Raw genomic sequence first — 1,466 nt, 5'->3', positions numbered from 1 at the left:
TCAGGCTGTCGAGAAACCTCGGCAGCCTATTATTTTATCTAATTACTTTAACTTTTCACCGCGTTAATATGGTATAATATAGATAACAAAATTGGGATGGTGATATTTTTGTTCAATACAAGAGAAAACACGCAAAATGAAGTTGAATTTATAGTAATAGATGACCTTGTTCCTGAAAATCATCTACTTCGAAAAATTGATAAATATATAGATTTTTCATTCATTCTTGAAAAGGTAAAACCTTTTTATTGTGAGGATAATGGACGCCCTTCAATTGATCCTCTAGTTCTTTTTAAAATGATGTTTGTTGGCTATCTATATGGAATTCGCTCTGAGAGACAATTAGAAGAAGAAATTAAAATGAATATTGCTTATAGATGGTTTTTAGGGTTGAAATTATCTGATCGAGTTCCTCATCATTCTACAATAAGCTGGAATCGTAGAACTCGTTTTGCAGAAACAAATATATTCCAAGAAATCTTTGATGAGATCGTGTTTCAGGCAATGGAACATCGTATGGTAGGAGGAAGAGTTCTCTTTACGGATTCTACTCATTTAAAAGCTAATGCGAATAAACACAAATTCACTAGAGAAACTGTTGAGGTTGAGACTAGAGATTATTTTGAAGACTTAAATAAAGCTATTGAACAAGATCGTATAGATCATGGAAAAAAGCTCTAAAGGAAAGAGAGGAGGTGGAGGAAACTAAGGTAATACGAGTAAGTTCAACCGATCCTGAAAGTGGATTTATGTCTAGAGATAACAAACAGGAAATGTTCTGCTACCTGGATCATCGAACGACAGACTTTAAATTTAACATTATAACTGATGCCTATGTTACACCAGGAAATGTTCATGATTCTGTTCCTTATTTATCAAGACTTGACCGCCAAATCGAGCGATTTGGTTTTAAAGTAGAAGCTTCAGCTTTGGATTCAGGATATTTAACTAGTGCTGTTTGTAAGGGATTATCGGATAGAGGGATATTTGGAGTAATTGCCCATAGAAGATTTAAGCCAACCAAAGGTTTGTTTCCTAAATGGAAATTTACATATGATAAAGAGAATGATCTATATGTTTGTCCAAATAAGGGTGAGTTAACTTATCGAACAACTACAAGAGAAGGATATCGAGAATATAAATCTGATCCCAAGAAATGTGCAACATGCCCTCTACTCTCACAGTGCACAAGGTCGAAAACCAAACAAAAAGTAGTAACTCGACATGTTTGGGAAGACCATAAGGAGCAAGTTAGATTAAATCGCCTTTCCCCATCTGGGAAAGAACTATATAAATTTAGAAAAGAAAAGGTAGAGCGAAGCTTTGCAGATTCAAAAGAATTGCATGGGCTTCGCTACTGCCGGTTACGGGGATTAAGGAATGCTAGTGAGCAGGTGCTTCTCACCGCAGCCTGCCAGAATATGAAAAAGATTGCCACATACCTAGCTAGGTTAAGCTAGGTGTGT

General features: G+C 35.7%; 1 protein-coding gene. It reads left to right on the top strand.

Going from position 1 to position 1,466, the window contains the following annotated elements:
• The first annotated feature begins 96 nt into the window (after positions 1–96).
• A protein-coding gene (locus ACTJJ9_RS26255; RefSeq protein ID WP_186324351.1) for an IS1182 family transposase occupies positions 97–1,460 on the top strand; the annotation gives its coding sequence in 2 pieces (ribosomal slippage) (positions 97–676 and positions 676–1,460; 1,365 coding nt in all).
• Positions 1,461–1,466 lie beyond the last annotated feature (6 nt).

It is taken from the genome of Metabacillus sp. 22489 (assembly GCF_052044855.1).
Classification (GTDB): Bacteria; Bacillota; Bacilli; order Bacillales; family Bacillaceae; genus Metabacillus; species Metabacillus niabensis.
The sequence above is the reverse complement of the archived record's forward strand: the minus strand, read 5'-3'. Positions and strand labels throughout refer to the sequence as shown.